Raw genomic sequence first — 17,457 nt, forward strand, 5'->3', positions numbered from 1 at the left:
GTGGGGCGCCGGTGCGGACGCCTTGGCTCCGAGTCCCCGGAAGTCTCCCCGAAAGTGAGGCGACCACCTAGCACGTACGTCCTCCTACCCACCCATGGGACGTTCCCCCCGCATGATTCCCAGGAACGGTTGCGAAGCCACCGTTCCGGTACCCGCCCACGTCACCGGTATGAATCCCCTCACTCCTCGGTGTGAGTATGGGAGGAACACGCCTGCGGATCAAGGAGGTTGGCGAAACCGGCCCGTCCATCGGGCTGCACCGCGGACCGCTCCCGGAGTACCCTTCCTTGATCGTTGGGACGGGGTGTCCCCGGCAGTGTCCGGGGGAGCGGAAGGCGGTACTCGGGTGGGCTCGGGAGGGCTGGAGCTGCCTCCTGGTGACGACGGTCACCAGGGGAACTCCACGGACGTCCCGCCCGGTGCGGTGTCCCTGGCGCGGCCCATGAACGCGGGCGCGATCGGTCCGGAGCTGGACTGGGACGCCGCGGCCTGGCACGAGGTGCGCACGCGTGCGCAGCGGGCGGGCCGGGCCTACATCTGGCTGAATCTCGTCGAGCAGCGGCTGCGCGCCGTCGTCGCCGCCGTCCTGCGGCCGGTCTACGAACCGGTCCACGGCGACGACTGGGTGGTCGCCGCCGCCGGACCCGCGGGCCAGGAGTGGGTGCAGCGCGCCGTCGCGGTACGGGAGGTCAGCCGCCGCAAGGGCTATCTGCTCGACCCGGCCGACGACAACGTCCTCAGCTTCCTCACCCTGCCCCAGCTGCGCGAGCTGATGGTGCAGCACTGGCCCTGCTTCGAGCCCTACGTGGACGAGCGCCGCGACGTCGAACTCGCCCTGGACGAGCTGGAGGTCACCCGCAACGTCGTCTCCCGCAACCGGGCCCTGTCCGAGGCGGTCCTGAACCAGGCCGAACGGGCCTCCGCACGGCTGCTCGAAGTGCTCGGCGCGGGCAGCGACGTGCCGTCCGCGCGCCGGCTCCCGGTGGACGCCGTGGAGGACCTGGTCGGGGACCGCTACGCCGACGTGGTCGCCGTGCACTCGGACCGGGTGCGGCTGCTGCGCCAGTTCCCCGCCGAGGACCTGTTCGGCAGCGCCCGCCGCGTGGACGCCCTCGGTATCGGCCTCAACCTGCTGGTGCAGAACTTCTCCGGCCGCCGCCTGCTGCGGATGGCCGAGGCGGGCGGCCGGGTGCGGCTGCTCTTCCTGAACCCGGCCTCCAGCGCCATCAAGCGCCGCGAGCGCGAACTGGGCATCAAGCGGGGCGAGCTGAGCCGCGCCGTGGAGATGAACATCCTGCACATGCGCCGCGTGCGGGCCCGGCTGCGGGACCCGGGCGCCTTCGAGATCCAGGTCTTCGACGAGACGCCCCGCTTCACGGCCTACCTCGTCGACGGGGACGGCGCCGACGGCGTCGCGGTCGTCCAGTCCTACCTGCGCCGCACGCGGGGCATGGAGGCACCGGTCCTCGTCCTGCGCAACGGGCGCAACGGCGGAAAGGTCGTGAAGTCGGACCGGCTGGAAGAAGGCGGACTCTTCCCCACCTACCGTGAGGAGTTCGAGCTGATGTGGGCGGATTCGCGCCCGGTGTCGTGAACATCGCCACCCCGGGGCCGGAGCGGGGATAAGCGGAATGCGATCCTCTGATTGTCAGTGGCCCGTGGGAAGGTGGAGACCACTGGGGGAAAGCACCACCAAGAAGGGGGACCGCCCATGGGCTGGCACCGGGAGCTGCTGATCGGCTTCGACCTGGAGACGACGGGCACCGATCCGCACGAGGCGCGCATCGTCACGGGGGCCGTGATCGAGGTCAGGGACTCCGAGCCGCTCGGCCGGCGGGAGTGGCTGGCCGACCCCGGAGTGGAGATCCCGGCGGACGCGGTCGCGGTGCACGGCATCAGCAACGAACGCGCGGCCAACGAGGGCCGCCCCGCCGACCGGGTCGCGGACGCCATCGCCGACGTCCTCGCGGACCACTGGAAGGCCGGCGTCCCGGTCGTCGCCTACAACGCGGCCTTCGACCTCACCCTGCTCTCCGCCGAGCTGCGGCGCCACGGACTGCCGTCCCTGCGCGAGCGCCTGGGCGGCCTGGACCCCGCCCCGGTCATCGACCCGTACACCATCGACCGCTCCGTCGACCGCTACCGCCGGGGCAAGCGCAATCTGGAGGCGGTCTGCCGGGAGTACGGCGTCCCGCTCGACGCCGCCCACGACGCCGCGGCCGACGCCCTCGCCGCCGCCCGGCTGGCCTGTGCGATAGCCGGCCGCCACCCCAAGGTCGCGGCCCTCGGCCCGGCGGACCTGCACCGCCGCCAGATCGAGTGGTACGCCGAGTGGGCGGCGGACTTCCAGGGCTTCCTGCGCCGCAAGGGCGATGCCACGGCCGTCGTCGACGGGGCCTGGCCGCTGCGCGAGTTGGCCGGGGAACCGGCCGACGGGCGGGTCTGACCCGGACCCGTCGAACGGCCGGCGGGCCGGACGGCGAGCGTCAGAAGGGGTACCAGCGCACCTCGGGGTCGCCGTCCCGCAGCGACGCCACCCTGCGTTCGAACTCGGCCAGTGCCTTGGGATTGCTCGGCGCGTGCTGGGCCACCCAGGCGCAGCTGGCGGTCTCCCGGGCCCCGCGCAGCACCGCGCAGCCGTCCCACTCGCGCACGTCCCAGCCGTAGGTCGCGGTGAAGGCGTCGTACGCCTCGGCGGGCAGCCCGTAGCGGTCCCGGCTCAGCGCCATCACCACGAGGTCGTGCTCGCGCAGGTCGGCGGAGAAGGTCTCCAGGTCGATCAGGACCGGTCCGTCCGGACCGACGTGCACGTTGCGGGGCAGCGCGTCCCCGTGGATGGGGCCCGGCGTCAGGTGCGGGGTCAGCGCGGCGGCGGCCGCGGCGAAGCCGTCCCGGCGCGCCCGCAGAAACGCGGCGTCCTCGGGATCGATCACGTCGCCCGCGAGGCGCAGCCAGCGTTCCACACCGCCCAGCAGCTCGCGGGGCGGCAGCTCGAAGGAGGAGGGGAGAGGCAGTTCGTGGACGAGCCGGAGCAGCGCCGCCACGTCCCGGGGCTCGGTGGGCCGCACCGGTTCGGGCAGCCGGCGCCACACGGTCACCGGGTGCCCGTCGACGGACAGCGCCGTCGGCTCGGCCGCCCGCACCGCCGGCACGCCCGCCTCCTCCAGCCAGAGCGCGACGGCCAGTTCCCGGCGCGCCCGCCCGAGGAGTTCGGCGTCGCGGCCGACCTTGACCGCCAGGCCCCCGGCGGCGAACACCGCGTTCTCGCCGAGCGCCAGCAGCCGCGCCGCCGACGCCGGGCCGGGCAGCACACCCGCCGCGGCCAGCACCTCCCGCGCCCGTGCCTCGTCCATCGTCCCGCGCCTCCGTGTCGTACAGGTTCCCGCCGTCCGTCGGCCAGTGTCCCATTCGCACAGGTGGGAGCATGTCCCGGGCCCTTGACGGGACGCGGTCACTTCACGACCATGACCAGGCCCGTCCGAGCCGCGCAAAGGGGTTGATTACGTGACATCGGTGACCGAGCCGAGAAGGCCGGCGCGCCGTGCGCCCGTCCGGGACGCCCCACGGGGCGCGCCGGACCACGGCGCCTGGTTCCTGGTACTGCCCGCGCTGATCCCCATCCTGGTCCTCAGCGTGGGGCCGCTGCTCTACGGCATCCTGCTGGCGTTCACCGACGCCCAGTCCGGCCGCACGGAGCCCACCCGGTGGATCGGCATCCTGAACTTCCAGGACCTGCTGCACGACACGCTGTTCTGGGAGTCGTTCCGGATCGGCCTGGTGTGGGCCGCCGGGGTGACCGTGCCGCAGTTCCTGCTCGCCCTCGGTCTCGCCCTGCTGCTCAACCAGAACCTCCGGATGCGCTGGCTGGCCCGGGCGCTGGCGATCATCCCCTGGGCGATGCCCGAGGTCGTCGTCGGCATCATGTGGCGGCTGGTCTACAACACGGACGCGGGCATCCTCAACGAGACCCTGCGCGACCTCGGTCTCGGCGGCGGCCACGACTGGCTCAGCGGCCTCGGCACCGCCCTGCCCGCCGTCATCGTCGTCGGCGTCTGGGCCGGCATGCCGCAGACCACGGTCGCCCTGCTCGCCGGACTGCAGAACACCCCGCGCGAGCTGCACGAGGCGGCCGCGGTGGACGGCGCGGGAGCCTGGCGCCGCTTCCGCACGGTCACCTGGCCCGCCCTCAGGCCCGTCGCGCTCGCCATCACCGCGCTCAACCTGATCTGGAACTTCAACTCCTTCGCCCTGGTCTACGTGCTGACCAACGGCGGCCCCGGCGGACGCACCCGGCTGCCCATGCTCTTCGCCTACGAAGAGGCCTTCCGCTACGGCCAGTTCGGCTACGCGGCGGCGATGGGCTGCGTCATGGTCGCCGTGATCTCGATCCTGCTGGCCGTCTTCCTCGCCGGCCGGCTCCGCGGCGCAGCCCAGGGAGGTGACGAGGCGTGAGGACCTCGACCGCGGCCCGCACGGGCCAGTACGCCGCACTGCTCGGCTACCTGGTCTTCCTGGCCTTCCCGTTCCTCTGGCTGATCTCCATCGCGTTCAAGCCGCCGCGCGAGCTGGCCAGCCTGCACCCCACCTGGATCCCGAAGGACCCCACCCTCGACAACTTCCGGCAGGCATTCGACGAGCAGCCGCTGCTGCACGCCGGGCTCAACTCCCTGCTCGCCGCGCTCGGCGCCGCCGTGGTCGCGGTGCTGATCGCGACGCCGATGGCGTACGTCATGGCCCGCCGCCGCGGCCGGCTCACCAAGGCGGCCACCGGATGGGTCGTGGTCAGCCAGGCCTTCCCCTTCGTCCTGCTGATCATCCCGCTGTTCCTGGTCCTGAAGAACCTCGGCCTGATCAACTCCGTTCCCGGCCTGGTGATGGTGTACGTCGTGTGGTCGCTGCCGTTCGCGCTGTGGATGCTCGCCGGCTACGTCCGCGCCGTGCCGCGCGAGCTGGAGGAGGCGGCCGCGGTCGACGGCGCGGGGCGGCTGCGGACCCTGGTCTCGGTGACCGCGCCGCTGCTCGCGCCGGGGATCGTGGCGACGGCCCTGTTCGCGTTCATCACCGCGTGGAACGAGTTCTTCTTCGCGCTGGTCCTGCTGAAGACACCGGAGAAACAGACCCTGCCCGTGATCCTCACCCACTTCATCGGCGCCGAGGGCGTCGCCGACCTCGGACCGCTCGCCGCGGCCGCCTTCCTCGCGACCCTGCCCTCGCTGGTGGTCTTCGCGCTCATCCAGCGGCGGATCACGGGCGGCATGCTCGCCGGGGCGGTGAAGAGCTGATGCGGGCGCGTACGAGGACCGTGACCCTGTTCCTGTCCGTGATCCTGCTGCTCGCGGGCTGCTCGGACGGCGGCGACGGGACGGACGACGGCCGGATCACCCTGCGCTTCCAGTCCCTGGCCTGGCAGGACGAGTCGGTGCAGGCCAACAAGGAACTGGTGCGGGAGTGGAACGCCGCCCACCCGGACGTGCGCGTCGAGTACGTCCAGGGCAGCTGGGACAGCGTCCACGACCAGTTGCTCACCTCCTTCGAGGGCGGCGAGGCGCCCGACATCATCCACGACGCCTCCGACGACCTCGCCGACTTCGCCTACGGCGGCTACCTCGCCGACCTCACCGAACTGCTGCCCACCCGGCTGAAGTCGGACATACCGCGGCACAGCTGGGAGACGGTCACCTTCGGCGACGGCGTCTACGGCGTGCCCTTCCTCCAGGAGCCGCGGGTGCTGATCGCCAACACGACCCTGCTCAGGAAGTCCGGCGTCCGGATTCCCACGCCCGAACACCCCTGGACCTGGACGGAGTTCCGGCAGGTGACGAAGGAGCTGAGCGGCGACGGCACGTACGGGGTGGCCTGGCCGCTGAAGGAGCCCGTCTCCGCCACGCTCAACCTCTCCCTGTCCACCGGCGGCAAGCTGTTCCACCGGGGCGCCGACGGCAGGGTGACCGTCCGTTTCGAGGACGGCGACCAGGTGGTCCCCCGCACCGTCCACGACCAGGTCGGCACCGACCGCAGCGCCTCGCCCACCACCCTGGGCAGCGGCGGCTCCGACACCCTGCCCGGCTTCTTCGCGGGCACGTACGCGATGGTGCCGCTCGGCTTCTCCTACCGCCAGCAGATCGAGCAGCAGGCACCCGAGGGCTTCGACTGGCAGGTGCTGCCCGCCCCGGCCGGTGCCGACGGGCTCGCCCAGGGGGTCAGCCCGCAGACCCTGTCCATCGCCGAGGACAGCCCGCACAAGGAGGAAGCCGCCGCGTTCGTCGACTTCCTCCTCCAGCCGGACAACATGGTGCGCCTCGCACTCGGCGACTGGATGCTGCCCACCGGCGAGCAGGCCCTGAAGGATCCCGCCCTGCACACGGCCGAACACGGCTGGGCCACCGGCACCGCGCTCGCCGCCCGGCTGCGCTCGGCGCCCGCGCAGTCCGTGCGGGGCTACGCCGAGTGGAAGGACAAGGTGGCGACGCCGGCGTTCCAGGAGTACTACAGCGGGGCGATCGGCATGGACGAACTGCGCCACCGACTGGAGGAGGACGGCAACCTCGTACTCGCCCGCTACCAGCGCTGACGGCCGCCCGCGCGAAAACCCGTTGCCCGGCGGGCCCGCGCCCGCCTAACGTCCCCTCCGTGGCAGCTTTCAACGCGATCTTCGACTCCGGTCTCGGCCGGGGCTGCACGTACTCCATCAGGATGCGTCGTGGCCCCGGAGCCCTGACCGGCCCGGGGTCCTCCCGCCGCTGACGCACTCGACGCGTCCGGCACGCCCGACGCGCGCGCGGCGGGGCTGAGCCTCCGCATTCCCTTCTGCCTTCGTCTTCCGGTCAGGGCCTTCGGCTGCCCTTTTCCCCTCCTGTCACGGAAGACAAGGACCGCAGGCCATGGCCCGCCCCACCCAGCGTGCCCGCACGCTCTCGCAGCACTTCCTCGCCGACCGCGCCACCGCCGAGCGCGTGGCGCGCCTCGCCGCCCCCGACCGGGGGCGCCCGCCCCTCCTGCTCGAAGTGGGCGCGGGCAACGGCGCCCTCACCGCGCCGCTCGCCCGCCGCAGCCGCGAGCTGCGCGCCTACGAGATCGACCCCCGGCTCCTCCCCGGGCTCCGCGCCCGTTTCGCGCGCAGCCCCCACGTCCACGTCGTCGCCGGTGACTTCCTCACCGCCCGGCCCCCGCGCACCCCGTTCGCCGTCGCCGGGAACGTGCCCTTCTCGCGCACCGCCGACATCGTCGACTGGTGCCTGTCCGCGCCCGGCCTCACCGACGCCACCCTCATCACCCAGCTCGAGTACGCCCGCAAACGCACCGGTGACTACGGCCGCTGGACCCTGCTCACGGTCCTGACCTGGCCGCGCCACGAGTGGCGGCTGGTGGGCCGGGTGGGCCGCCGCCTCTTCCGGCCGGCGCCGCGCGTCGACGCCGGCATCCTCCGGATCGAACGCCGCCCCACTCCGCTGCTCACCGGCGCCGCCGCCCGCCGCGACTGGGCGGACCTGGTCGAGCTGGGCTTCTCGGGCGTCGGCGGCTCGCTGCACGCCTCCCTGCGCCGCGCCCACCCCCGGCGCCGGGTGGACGCGGCGTTCCGGGCCGCGCGGCTCGCTCCCGGTGTCCTCGTCGGCGAGGTCGCGCCCGACCGGTGGCTGCGGCTGCACGAGGAGCTGACGGCATGAAGTGAAATCATTTGCACGAGACGTCTCGTCTCGCATACGGTCGGGGCATGACCAGTCGCCCCGCGCACATCGCCATGTTCTCCATCGCCCTGCACGGCCACGTGAACCCCAGCCTGGAGGTGATCCGCGAGCTCGTCGCGCGAGGGCACCGGGTGACCTACGCGATCCCGCCGCTCCTCGCGGACAAGGTCGCCGAGGCGGGCGCCGAACCCAAGCTCTGGAACAGCACGCTGCCCGGCCCCGACGCCGACCCGGAGGCGTGGGGGAGCACCCTGCTGGACAACGTGGAGCCCTTCCTCGCCGACGCGATCCAGTCGCTCCCGCAGCTCGCCGAGGCGTACGAGGGGGACGAGCCGGACCTGGTCCTGCACGACATCGCCTCCTACGCCGCCCGCGTCCTGGGCCGCCGCTGGGACGTGCCCGTGATCTCCCTGTCACCCTGCATGGTCGCCTGGGAGGGGTACGAGCAGGAGGTCGGCGAGCCGATGTGGGAGGAGCCGCTGAAGACCGAGCGCGGACAGGCGTACTACGCCCGCTTCCACGCCTGGCTGGAGGAGAACGGGATCACCGACCACCCCGACCCGTTCATCGGCCGCCCCGACCGCTCCCTGGTGCTGATCCCCAAGGCGCTCCAGCCCCACGCCGACCGGGTGGACGAGACGACGTACACCTTCGTCGGCGCCTGCCAGGGGGACCGCACCACCGAGGGCGACTGGACCCGTCCCGAGGGCGCCGAGAAGGTCGTCCTCGTCTCCCTCGGGTCCGCCTTCACCAAGCAGCCCGCGTTCTACCGGGAGTGCGTCCGGGCCTTCGGCGAGCTGCCCGGCTGGCACACCGTGCTCCAGGTGGGCCGGCACGTCGACCCGGCCGAGCTGGGCGACGTACCGGACACCGTGGACGTACGCACGTGGGTACCGCAGTTGGCGATCCTCCAGCAGGCCGACCTGTTCGTCACGCACGCGGGCGCGGGCGGCAGCCAGGAGGGCCTGGCGACCGCCACGCCGATGATCGCCGTACCGCAGGCCGCGGACCAGTTCGGCAACGCCGACATGCTCCAGGGCCTCGGCGTCGCCCGCACGCTGCCGACCGAGGAGGCCACCGCCGAGGCGCTGCGCACCGCCGCCCTCGCCCTGGTCGACGACCCGGAGGTGGCGGCGCGCCTGAAGGAGATCCAGGCGCGGATGGCCCAGGAGGGCGGCACCCGGCGGGCCGCCGACCTCATCGAGGCCGCACTGGCCGCCGCGCGGGACTGATGCCCCACCGCACACCGCACACCGCAGGGCCTGCCGGTTCCGGGGGAACCGGCAGGCCCTGCGGGCCGTGGTGGCGCGCCGGTCAGACCCCGACCGGCTCACCCCGCTCCCCGCGCTCGCCCTCGCCGTCCCGCACCGGCGCCGCGATCGCCTCGGGCGACTCGTCGTGGGTCAGGTCCGGCAGCCGGTGCAGCCACTTCGGCAGGTACCAGTTGCGCTCACCGAGCAGGGACATCACGGCCGGCAGCAGCACGCCCCGGATGATCGTCGCGTCGATCAGCACCGCCGCCGCCAGGCCCACGCCCATCTGCTTCATCGACTGCATGGACAGCGTGCCGAAGATGGCGAACACCGCGACCATGATGACGGCGGCGCTGGTGACGACCCCCGCCGTGGTGACCACGCCGTGCTGGATCGCGTCCCGGGTGGAGCGACCGCGCAGCCGCGCCTCGCGGATCCGGGAGACCACGAACACGTGGTAGTCCATCGACAGGCCGAACAGGATCACGAAGAGGAACAGCGGCAGCCACGTGATGATGGCGCCCACGCCCTCGGCGCCGACCAGCGAGGCACCCCAGCCGTGCTGGAAGACGGCGACCAGGATGCCGTACGCCGCCCCCACCGACAGCAGGTTGAGCACGATCGAGGTGACGGCGATGGTCAGCGAGCGGAAGGACAGCAGCATCAGCAGGAAGGCGAAGACCACGACGAAGGCGAAGACCGGCAGGACCGATCCGACGAGCTGGTCGTTGAAGTCCTTGCTGCCGGCCACCTGCCCGGTGATCGGGGCCTCCACGCCGTCCACCTCGCCCAGCGTCGCGGGCCGCACGTCGTCCCGCAGCTTGTCCAGGCTCTCGCCCGCCTTGTCCTGGTCCGAGCCGCCGACCAGCGGGACGTACACCAGCGCGACGTTCTGCCCGTCGTGCACGGTGATGTCCACCGGCCCGCGCGAGGCACCCGAACTGATCGCCCGCTCCCGGAAGTCGGCGAGCGCGGCCCGCACCTCGGGCGCGTTGATGTCGTCGGCCCTCACGACCACCTCGGCCGGGTCGGAACCGCCGGGGAAGGCCTCGTTGACCCGGTTGTAGGTCTGCACGATGGGCAGCGAGTCGCCGAACTCCTGGTCCAGCGTGAGGTTCTGCGTCTTCATGCCGAGGGCGGGCGCGGCCACGGCCAGCAGCGCGCCGACGGCGACCCCGGCGGCCAGCAGCGGCTTGGCCAGGACGCGCTTCAGCACGGCCGTCCAGAACCGGCTGCCCTCACCCGTGCCACCGCCCGGCCGGCGCCGGCGCAGGAACGGGAGGCGGCCCTTCTCCACCCGCTCGCCCAGCAGGGACAGCAGCGCCGGCAGCACCGTCACCGAGCCGACCATGGCGACCGCGACCACCATCAGCGAGGCCAGCCCCATCGCCTCGAACTCGGCGATGCCGGTGAACAGCATGCCCGCCATCGCCACGCACACCGTGACACCGGAGACCACGATCGCCCGGCCACTGGTGGCGGCGGCGATCCTGAGCGCCGTCTGCGCGTCCCGTCCGGCGGCGCGCTCCTCGCGCTCCCGGCGCAGGTAGAACAGGCAGTAGTCGACGCCGACGGCCAGACCGACCAGCAGCATCACGGAGTTCGCGGTCTCGCTCATCGGCTGGAAGTGGCTGACCAGGCTCATCAGACCCATCGTCGCGATGATCGCGGTGATCGCCAGGGCCACCGGGACCAGCGCCGCCACCAGCGCGCCGAACGCGACCAGCAGGATGCCGAGGGCCACCGGCACCGCCGAGTACTCGGCCTTCTGGAAGTCGTCGCCGAACGCGTCGTCGAACGTCTTCATCATGCTGGCGCCGCCGATCTCCTCGATCCGCAGCGACTCGTGCTCCTTCTGGACCCCCTCGACCGCCTCCAGCACTGGCTCGACCCGCTCGCCCGCGGTGTCCGCGTCGCCGCGCATGTCGAACTGCACCAGCGCGCTGCGGCCGTCCTTCGAGATCGTCTTCGCGTCGTACGGCGAGGTGACGCCCGTGACCTTCCCGGTCCCCTCCACCGCCGCGACGACCGCGCCGACCGCGTCCCGGAACTCGGCGTCCGTGGCCTTCAGACCGCCGGACTTCGCCTGGATCAGGACCGTCTCACCGGCCGGCTCGTCGATCCCCGCGTCCTCGACGATCTTGGCGGCGGTGTGCGTCTCGCCGCCCATCTGGTCGCTGTCCTTGACGTCGACCCGGCCGGCCGCCGAACCGAGCCCCATCGCCAGGACGACGAACAGCACCCAGATCCCGACGGCGGCCCAACGGTGCCGGGCACTCCAGCCGCCCGCCCGGGCGGCTATGCCCCGCACCCGTGTCTCTCGGTTCCGCATGACCGGCCTGCCCCCTCGTGAGCGGTGCCGGCCCCCTGCCGCCACCTTGCGTTTCGAAGGTATGGCCCGCGTAAGGCCGTCGCGTCGTGCTCCTCGGTGACGTGCGACGGCCCCGCTCTCATCCCTCCGTATCGCCGCACTCACCGCTGAGGAGGACACCGGTCCCTTACATCTACCGGGGACACCGGGCGGCGGGGCCCTACTGAAAAGTTGTTGATTAAGTCACAGGTGCGTGTAGCGGTTGAACCCCGCGCACCGCATCGGCGAGAGTGGCGCGCACGTCCGCCCGGCGCGGACCCGGCCGTCGTGCCCACCCCCACGGGGCGCGACGGCCGTTCTATGGTGTGCGGATGACGACGATGTACGCGGCGCTGCTGCGCGGGATCAACGTGGGCGGCAGCCGGAAGGTCCCGATGGCCGACCTGCGCGCGCTGCTGACCTCCCTCGGCCACGACGCCGTACGCACCCATCTGCAGAGCGGGCAGGCCGTCTTCGCCTCGGCCCATGGCGACGAGGACTCCCTGGCCGCGGAGTTGGCGGAGGCGATCGGGAAGCGGTTCGGCTTCCCGGTGGACGTGATCGTGCGCGACCACGCCTACCTCAGGGGGATCGTCGAGGCGTGCCCATTTCCGGCCGCCGAGCTGGAGGGCAGGCAGTTGCACGTCACCTACTTCTCCGCGCCGGTCCACGAGGCCCGTTTCGCGGCGATCGACGCACCGGCCTTCCGTCCCGAGGAGTTCCGCCTCGGCGACCGCGCCCTGTACCTTTACGCGCCGGACGGCCTGGGCCGCTCCAAGCTCGCCGAGGCCCTCGCCAAGCCCCGGGTCAACAAGGGTGTGATCGCCACCAGCCGCAACTGGAACACGGTCACCAAGCTGGTGGAGCTGACGGGTTCCTGACGGGCCCTCGCCCTCGGATCCTTCGGACCAGACCCAGACCCAGACCCAGACCCGGACCCGGACCCGGACCCGGATCCCGCGGGCCCCTCAGGCCCCGACCGCCAGCGCCACCGGCACCCGCGCCGCCTCGTACCGCTCCAGCAGGACCCGCGCCACCTCCGGCGCGGGGCCCAGCACGTCCGCCAGTACGTCCGCCCCGGCCGCGCCCCGCGCGATACGGTCCGGCAGGAACCCGGGCGCCAGGACGTACGGGGCGACGGCGACCCGCGCACAGCCCAGCTCGCGCAGCCGCCGTACCGCGTCCTCGGTGCGCGGAAGGGATGCGGAGGCGAACGCAGGCCGCACGGCGCACCAACCGGTGTGCCGCCACTCCCGCGCGATTTCAGCGATCACTGCGATCGCCTCCGGGTCGGAGGACCCCGCCGAGGCCAGCACGACCCCGGTCGAGGACTTGTCGGCGGGCGTCAGGCCCGCCTCGTACAGGCGCCGCTCCAGCGCCGACAGCAGCAGCGGCGAGGGACCGAGCACCTCGGCCTGCCGGATCCGCAGCCGCGGCGGTGCCGCCGCCAGGACCGCGGGGATGTCCGCCTTGGCGTGGAAGGCGCGGGTCAGCAGCAGCGGGAGGGCCACCACGTCCCGCACGCCCTCCGTCTCCAGGGACTCCAGCACCCCCTGCACCGAGGGGACGTTGAAGTCCAGGAAACCGGTCTCCACCCGCACGTCCGGGCGCAGCGCCCTGACCCGGCGGACCAGGGCGTGCACGGTCGCGGCGTGCCGCGGGTCGCGGCTGCCGTGGGCGACGACCAGGAGTACGGGGCGGACCGGCGCGGACATGGCGTACCTCAGCCCTTCACCAGCAGACCGCGGCTGCGCAGCACCCAGCGCTCCAGCGGGCTGAAGATCAGCAGGTCGATGGCGATGCCGACGATCAGGATGAGCAGGATGGCCTCGAAGACCATCGCCATGTCGCTGGCGTTGCGGCCGTTCTCCAGCAACTGCCCGAGGCCCACCCCGAGGTCGGGGAAGGAGGCGATGATCTCGGCGGCCATCAGCGAGCGCCAGGAGAACGCCCAGCCCTGCTTGAGTCCCGCGACATAGCCGGGCAGCGCGGCCGGCAGCACGATGTGCCAGGTGCCCTTCAGCCCCGTCGCGCCCAGCGTGCGGCCCGCGCGCAGGAAGATCGGGGAGACCTGGTCGACGCCGGACACCAGGCCGTTGGCGATGGAGGGCACCGCGCCCAGCAGGATGACGGCGTACATCATCGAGTTGTTCAGGCCCAGCCAGATCACGGCCGGCGGCACCCAGGCCACCGACGGCAGCGACTGGAGGCCGGACAGGATCGGGCCGATCGCCGCGCGCACGAACTTCACCCGTGCCACCAGCAGCCCCAGCGGGGTGCCGATGACCAGCGCGAAGCAGAAGCCGAGCAGGCCGCGCGAGACGCTGGTCCAGATGTAGCCGAGCAGTTCGCCCTGGAGCCAGGCCTGGTGGACCACGTCCCACACGTCGGACGGGGCGGGCAGCTTGGTCGGGTCGTCGACGATCTCGAAGGAGACCAGTGCCTGCCACACCGCGAGGACCAGCAGCACCGCGACGGTGGGCGGCAGGATCTTCTCGACGAAGGTCTGCCGCAGCGGTGTGCGGCCCTGCTGCACCGACTCCAGTGCGTCCAGGCCCGCCTCCAGACCGGCGAGATCGCCGCCGTCCTTCGCGGCCTGGTCCCCGGCGGGACGCGTCGTGTCAGTGCTGGCCATGTCGGCGGATCTCCCCACGCAGTTCTTCGGTGATCTCGACGGACAGCTCCGCCACGGCGGTGTCCTCGATACGGCGCGGCTGCGGGATGCCGACCGTCCACTGGCGCGCCACGCGCCCGGGGCGGGAGGACAGCAGCACCACCCGCTCGGCCAGCCGTACGGCCTCGCGGACGTTGTGCGTCACGAACAGGACGGACAGCTTCGTCTCGCGCCAGATGCGGGTCAGCTCGTCGTGCAGCACGTCCCGCGTGATGGCGTCCAGCGCCGCGAACGGCTCGTCCATCAGCAGCAGCTTGCTCTCCTGGGCGAGCGCCCGGGCCATCGCGACCCGCTGGCGCATACCGCCCGACAGCTCGTGCACCCGCTTGCCGTACGCGCCCTTCAGACGGACGAGTTCGAGCAGTTCCTCCGCCTTGTCGCGGCGCTCGGTCTTGGGCACGCCCCGCAGCCTGAGGGCGAGTTCGATGTTCTTGCCCGCGGTCAGCCACGGGAACAGGGCGTGCTCCTGGAACATCAGGGCCGGCCGTCCGTCCGTGCTGATGCCGCCCGCGCTGGGCTTGTCCAGGCCCGCCACCAGGTTCAGCAGCGTGGACTTGCCGCAGCCGGAGGCGCCCAGAAGGGTGACGAACTCGCCGGGCGCGACATCGAGGGTGATGTCGTCCAGGACGAGCTGCTGCCCGGCGGGGCCCGCGAAGGACTTCGAGACGTGCTCGATCCGGGCGGCGTACGCGGCCGGCTCGGTGCCGTCGGCGGCCTTGGCGAGGGTCGTGGTCGTGGCCATGGTCGTCACCTCCTGGGTGGTCGGATCCGGGCTTTACTCGACGCCGAGACCGGCGTCGTCGACCGCGGGCCTGCCCTTGGCCTTGAGGACCTTGTTGAGCAGCGTGAGGTCGTAGATGCCGTTCAGGTCGGGCTCGTCCAGCAGACCGGCCTTCACGGCGTGCTCCGCCTGGGCGTCCAGGGTGGAGGCCAGCGGGTCGTCGGTGAGCTTGATCGACTCCCAGGCCGGGTCCAGCACGTCGGCGGGCAGCGCCTTGCCGGAGTCCTTCTTCAGCTGGGCGTTCGCCGCGGTCTTCGCCTCGTCCGGGTGGGCGGTGATCCACTCGTTGGTGTCGACCGACGCCTTGAGCACCGCCTCCACGGCCTTCGGGTGCTCCTTGAGGAACTTCTGCGACACGATGATGTTCGTGATCACGAACTTCTTGCCGGGCCACAGCGTCGACTCGTCCAGGAGCACCTTGCCGCCCTCGGCCACCAGCTTGGAGGCGGTGGGCTCGGGCACCCAGGCGCCGTCCAGGGAACCGGACCTGTAGGCGTCCGGGGTGACCTTGTTGTCGCTGCGGACGACCGTCACGTCGCCCTTGCCGCTCTGGGCGTCGACCTTCCAGCCCTGCTCGGCGATCCAGTTGAGGAACGCCACGTCCTGCGTGTTGCCCAGCTGCGGGGTGGCGATGCGCTTGCCCTTGACGTCCTTCAGGGACTTGATCTTGTCCGGGTTCACCACCAGCTTCACGCCGCCCGAGGCCGAACCGCCGATGATGCGCAGGTTCTTGCCGTCGGACTTGGCGTAGCCGTTGACCGCCGGGGACGGGCCGATCCAGCCGATGTCGACGGAGCCGGAGTTCAGCGCCTCGATCTCGGACGGCCCCGCGTTGAAGACCGCGTACTTGGCCTCGGTGGCGCCCAGCGCCTTCTGGAAGAAGCCCTTCTGGTTGGCGACCAGGGGCGTGGCGTGCGTGATGTTGCCGAAGTACCCGATCCGGACGGAGTCGAGACCGTCGATCTTCTCGGCACCCTCGGCGACCTTGGCGGTGTCGTCGTCCTCCGCCTGCGAGCCGTAGCCGCAGGCGGCCAGGGTGAGCAGGGGAAGGGCGGCTATGACCGCCAGCGTGCGGCGCAGGGCGGAGGTGGCAGGCACGGGAGGTGTTCCTCTCGTTGGTCCGGCACGCACGCCTGTCGGTTGGTCCGAGATGTCAGGTCGTGGCCGGGAGGTCGGCAGGTCTTCGGCTGTGGGGGGCGAGGGCGCGCGAGCGGTGCGCGTACGTCACCGCGCACATCGCGCGACCCCGCCCTGCCCGCTGCCGAGGGTGCCGCTGCCGACGCGGCCGCCCTCCTTGGCGAACGTGGAGTAGAAGTCGGGGGAACCCATGGTCAGAAGTCCCACCCGTCGTCGTCGGCCGGGTCCTTGACGGGCTCCGGCGCGGCGAAGGACTCCCCGGCCATGCCGGCCGTGAGCGTGGTGCCGTCGCTGGGGTCGATCAGGATGAACGAGCCGGTGCGCCGCGAGTCGGCGTAGGAGTCGGCGGGCAGCGGCTCGGCGGTGCGGATCTTCACGCGGCCGATGTCGTTGGCGACGAGCTGCCCGGGGTGCGGGTGCAGGGACAGGTCGTCCAGGGTGAGCCGGGCCGGGATGTCCTTGACGATCGCCTTGACGGTGCGGGTGCCGTGCTTGAGCAGCACCCGGTGGCCCACGGTGAGCGGCGCGTCGGCGACGTGGCAGACGGTGGCCTCGACGTCCTGGCTGGTGGCCGGGGCGTCCTCGCGGGGCACGATCAGGTCGCCGCGGGAGACGTCGATGTCGTCCTCCAGCAGGAGCGTCACCGACTGCGGCGTCCAGGCGGCCTCGACCGGCTCGCCGAGCAGATCGATGCCGGACACCTTCGAGGTGCGGCCGGAGGGCAGCACGGTGACCTCGTCGCCGACGCGGAAGGTCCCGGCGGCGATCTGGCCCGCGTAGCCGCGGTAGTCGGGGTGCTCGGCGGTCCGCGGCCGGATCACGTACTGCACGGGCAGCCGGGCGTGGCAGTGCGCCAGGTCGTGGCTGACCGGCACGGTCTCCAGGTGCTCCAGCACCGTCGGGCCGCCGTACCAGTCCATGACCGCGGAGGCCTCCACCACGTTGTCGCCCGCCAGGGCCGAGATGGGGATCGCGGTCACCTCCGGGACACCCAGCTCGGTGGCGTACGCCGTGAACTCCTCGGCGATCTCCGCGAACACGGACTCCCGGTAGTCGACCAGGTCCATCTTGTTGACGGCGAGGACGACGTGCGGGACGCGCAGCAGGGCGGCGATCGCGGCGTGCCGGCGGGTCTGCTCGACCACGCCGTTGCGGGCGTCGACGAGGACCACCGTCAGCTCGGCCGTGGAGGCGCCGGTGACCATGTTCCGCGTGTACTGCACGTGCCCGGGGGTGTCGGCCAGGATGAACCGGCGGCGCGGGGTGGCGAAGTAGCGGTAGGCCACGTCGATGGTGATGCCCTGCTCGCGCTCGGCCCTGAGGCCGTCGGTGAGCAGCGCGAGGTCCGGGGCGTCCTGGCCGCGGCTCGCGGAGGCGCGCTCGACGGCCTCCAGCTGGTCGGTGAGGACCGACTTGGAGTCGTGCAGGAGCCGGCCGACCAGCGTGGACTTGCCGTCGTCGACCGAGCCGGCGGTGGCGAACCGCAGCAGGGTGGTCTCCGACAGCTGCCAGACCGCCAGCGCCTCGGCGGACTCGGCCGGCTGGGCGGGCTCGATGGGTTCGGTGGTGCTGGTCAT

Annotated in this window: 15 protein-coding genes; 8 read left to right on the forward strand and 7 right to left on the reverse strand. The window is 72.3% G+C overall.

Annotated features, from left to right (window positions below):
* Positions 1-346 precede the first annotated feature (346 nt).
* Together BZZ08_RS24005 and BZZ08_RS24010 are read left to right on the forward strand one after the other, a co-directional pair.
* Entirely contained in the window at positions 347-1,594 is a 1,248-nt protein-coding gene (locus tag BZZ08_RS24005) for an SAV2148 family HEPN domain-containing protein (protein ID WP_104634330.1), read from the forward strand.
* A 117-nt stretch (positions 1,595-1,711) separates the two neighbouring features.
* Positions 1,712-2,446: a 3'-5' exonuclease gene (locus BZZ08_RS24010; RefSeq protein ID WP_104634331.1), complete on the forward strand. Its 735-nt coding sequence runs from the start codon at positions 1,712-1,714 to the stop codon at positions 2,444-2,446.
* Between the two features lie 40 nt (positions 2,447-2,486).
* Here BZZ08_RS24010 and BZZ08_RS24015 read toward each other — a convergent pair whose 3' ends face one another.
* Entirely contained in the window at positions 2,487-3,353 is an 867-nt protein-coding gene (locus tag BZZ08_RS24015) for a phosphotransferase enzyme family protein (protein ID WP_104634332.1), read from the reverse strand.
* Positions 3,354-3,504: 151 nt separating this feature from the next.
* Between BZZ08_RS24015 and BZZ08_RS24020 the strand changes: the two genes are divergently transcribed.
* The 5 genes from BZZ08_RS24020 to BZZ08_RS24040 all read left to right on the forward strand — a co-directional run bounded on the left by BZZ08_RS24020 (position 3,505) and on the right by BZZ08_RS24040 (position 8,917).
* Entirely contained in the window at positions 3,505-4,452 is a 948-nt protein-coding gene (locus tag BZZ08_RS24020; RefSeq protein WP_104634333.1) for a carbohydrate ABC transporter permease, read from the forward strand.
* Entirely contained in the window at positions 4,449-5,282 is an 834-nt protein-coding gene (locus BZZ08_RS24025) for a carbohydrate ABC transporter permease (protein WP_104634334.1), read from the forward strand. The genes BZZ08_RS24020 and BZZ08_RS24025 overlap by 4 nt, the downstream gene beginning before the upstream one ends.
* Positions 5,282-6,571 carry an ABC transporter substrate-binding protein gene (locus tag BZZ08_RS24030; protein ID WP_198601665.1) on the forward strand — a complete coding sequence of 430 codons (1,290 nt, stop codon included), beginning with the start codon at positions 5,282-5,284 and terminating at the stop codon, positions 6,569-6,571. Before BZZ08_RS24025 ends, BZZ08_RS24030 begins: the two co-directional genes overlap by 1 nt.
* A gap of 310 nt (positions 6,572-6,881) precedes the next feature.
* On the forward strand, positions 6,882-7,664 hold the full coding sequence (erm(O), locus tag BZZ08_RS24035) for a 23S rRNA (adenine(2058)-N(6))-methyltransferase Erm(O) (protein ID WP_104634335.1): 783 nt from the start codon (positions 6,882-6,884) through the stop codon (positions 7,662-7,664).
* Between the two features lie 47 nt (positions 7,665-7,711).
* The gene (locus BZZ08_RS24040; protein WP_104634336.1) at positions 7,712-8,917 is read left to right on the forward strand and encodes a glycosyltransferase; all 1,206 of its coding nucleotides are present in this window, start codon (positions 7,712-7,714) and stop codon (positions 8,915-8,917) included.
* An 82-nt stretch (positions 8,918-8,999) separates the two neighbouring features.
* On the opposite strand, the gene BZZ08_RS24045 is transcribed toward BZZ08_RS24040, so the two are convergent.
* Positions 9,000-11,270: an MMPL family transporter gene (locus BZZ08_RS24045; RefSeq protein WP_104634337.1), complete on the reverse strand. Its 2,271-nt coding sequence runs from the start codon at positions 11,268-11,270 to the stop codon at positions 9,000-9,002.
* Positions 11,271-11,620: 350 nt separating this feature from the next.
* Here BZZ08_RS24045 and BZZ08_RS24050 point away from each other — a divergent pair, with 350 nt between their 5' ends.
* On the forward strand, positions 11,621-12,169 hold the full coding sequence (locus BZZ08_RS24050; protein ID WP_104634338.1) for a DUF1697 domain-containing protein: 549 nt from the start codon (positions 11,621-11,623) through the stop codon (positions 12,167-12,169).
* Between the two features lie 87 nt (positions 12,170-12,256).
* Here BZZ08_RS24050 and BZZ08_RS24055 read toward each other — a convergent pair whose 3' ends face one another.
* The 5 genes from BZZ08_RS24055 to BZZ08_RS24080 form a co-directional block, all read right to left on the reverse strand.
* Positions 12,257-13,003, reverse strand: a complete 747-nt coding sequence (locus BZZ08_RS24055; protein ID WP_104634339.1) for a sirohydrochlorin chelatase — start codon at positions 13,001-13,003, stop codon at positions 12,257-12,259.
* An 8-nt stretch (positions 13,004-13,011) separates the two neighbouring features.
* Positions 13,012-13,923, reverse strand: a complete 912-nt coding sequence (locus BZZ08_RS24060) for an ABC transporter permease (protein ID WP_104634340.1) — start codon at positions 13,921-13,923, stop codon at positions 13,012-13,014.
* Positions 13,910-14,704, reverse strand: coding sequence for an ABC transporter ATP-binding protein (locus BZZ08_RS24065; protein ID WP_104634341.1), 795 nt, complete (start codon positions 14,702-14,704; stop codon positions 13,910-13,912). The genes BZZ08_RS24060 and BZZ08_RS24065 overlap by 14 nt, the downstream gene beginning before the upstream one ends.
* A 33-nt stretch (positions 14,705-14,737) precedes the next feature.
* Entirely contained in the window at positions 14,738-15,841 is a 1,104-nt protein-coding gene (locus BZZ08_RS24070; protein ID WP_104634342.1) for an aliphatic sulfonate ABC transporter substrate-binding protein, read from the reverse strand.
* 233 nt (positions 15,842-16,074) lie between these two features.
* Positions 16,075-17,457, reverse strand: a complete 1,383-nt coding sequence (locus BZZ08_RS24080) for a sulfate adenylyltransferase subunit 1 (protein WP_104634343.1) — start codon at positions 17,455-17,457, stop codon at positions 16,075-16,077.

It is taken from the genome of Streptomyces sp. MH60 (assembly GCF_002939385.1).
GTDB lineage: Bacteria > Actinomycetota > Actinomycetes > Streptomycetales > Streptomycetaceae > Streptomyces.

What these genes read in the sequence shown, in the direction of transcription:
- BZZ08_RS24010 (WP_104634331.1), top strand. Translation starts at nt 1,712, where the DNA reads ATGGGCTGGCACCGGGAGCTGCTGATCGGCTTCGACCTGGAGACGACG.
- BZZ08_RS24015 (WP_104634332.1), bottom strand. Translation starts at nt 3,353, where the DNA reads ATGGACGAGGCACGGGCGCGGGAGGTGCTGGCCGCGGCGGGTGTGCTG.
- BZZ08_RS24030 (WP_198601665.1), top strand. Translation starts at nt 5,282, where the DNA reads ATGCGGGCGCGTACGAGGACCGTGACCCTGTTCCTGTCCGTGATCCTG.
- BZZ08_RS24040 (WP_104634336.1), top strand. Translation starts at nt 7,712, where the DNA reads ATGACCAGTCGCCCCGCGCACATCGCCATGTTCTCCATCGCCCTGCAC.
- BZZ08_RS24045 (WP_104634337.1), bottom strand. Translation starts at nt 11,270, where the DNA reads ATGCGGAACCGAGAGACACGGGTGCGGGGCATAGCCGCCCGGGCGGGC.
- BZZ08_RS24050 (WP_104634338.1), top strand. Translation starts at nt 11,621, where the DNA reads ATGACGACGATGTACGCGGCGCTGCTGCGCGGGATCAACGTGGGCGGC.
- BZZ08_RS24055 (WP_104634339.1), bottom strand. Translation starts at nt 13,003, where the DNA reads ATGTCCGCGCCGGTCCGCCCCGTACTCCTGGTCGTCGCCCACGGCAGC.
- BZZ08_RS24060 (WP_104634340.1), bottom strand. Translation starts at nt 13,923, where the DNA reads ATGGCCAGCACTGACACGACGCGTCCCGCCGGGGACCAGGCCGCGAAG.
- BZZ08_RS24065 (WP_104634341.1), bottom strand. Translation starts at nt 14,704, where the DNA reads ATGGCCACGACCACGACCCTCGCCAAGGCCGCCGACGGCACCGAGCCG.
- BZZ08_RS24080 (WP_104634343.1), bottom strand. Translation starts at nt 17,457, where the DNA reads ATGACCAGCACCACCGAACCCATCGAGCCCGCCCAGCCGGCCGAGTCC.